We start from the raw sequence: 390 nt of genomic DNA, 5'->3' as shown, positions 1-390 counted from the left end.
CAGCGACCCGGCCGATCGGCAAGGTCGTGCTAACGGTCTGACCAAAGCATGTCTCCCGAAAGTGGGAGCCGGTTTCGGGACAAAGACATGCGTAAAATCAAAAACCTAGAGCGCACGGAGCGAATCTGAAAGATCGCGAGGCGCTTTAGTGCCGGTATTGCTGGATTCGCGTCGTGCGCAGCCCGGCAAGGCCATATTCGTCGATCGACGCCTGCCAGGAGAGAAATTCCTCGGTGGTGAGCTTGTAGCGCTGGCAGGCTTCCTCAAGACTGAGCAGTCCGCCGCGCACCGCCGCGACCACTTCCGCCTTGCGCCGGATAACCCAGCGCCGCGTGTTCGTCGGCGGCAGGTCGGCTATCGTTAGCGGGCTGCCGTCGGGCCCTATAACAT

The 390-nt window shown here is 61.3% G+C and carries 1 protein-coding gene; it reads right to left on the bottom strand.

Annotated features, from left to right (window positions below; all coding sequences use genetic code 11):
* Positions 1 to 145: 145 nt before the first annotated feature.
* Positions 146 to 390, bottom strand: a 245-nt coding sequence (locus EOA29_RS40815) for a DUF1153 domain-containing protein (RefSeq protein ID WP_145970214.1), incomplete at its 5' end; no start/stop codon positions are given.

Origin of the sequence: Mesorhizobium sp. M1E.F.Ca.ET.063.01.1.1 (assembly GCF_003998155.1) — a bacterium.
Lineage (GTDB): Bacteria > Pseudomonadota > Alphaproteobacteria > Rhizobiales > Rhizobiaceae > Mesorhizobium.
The sequence above is the reverse complement of the archived record's forward strand: the minus strand, read 5'-3'. Positions and strand labels throughout refer to the sequence as shown.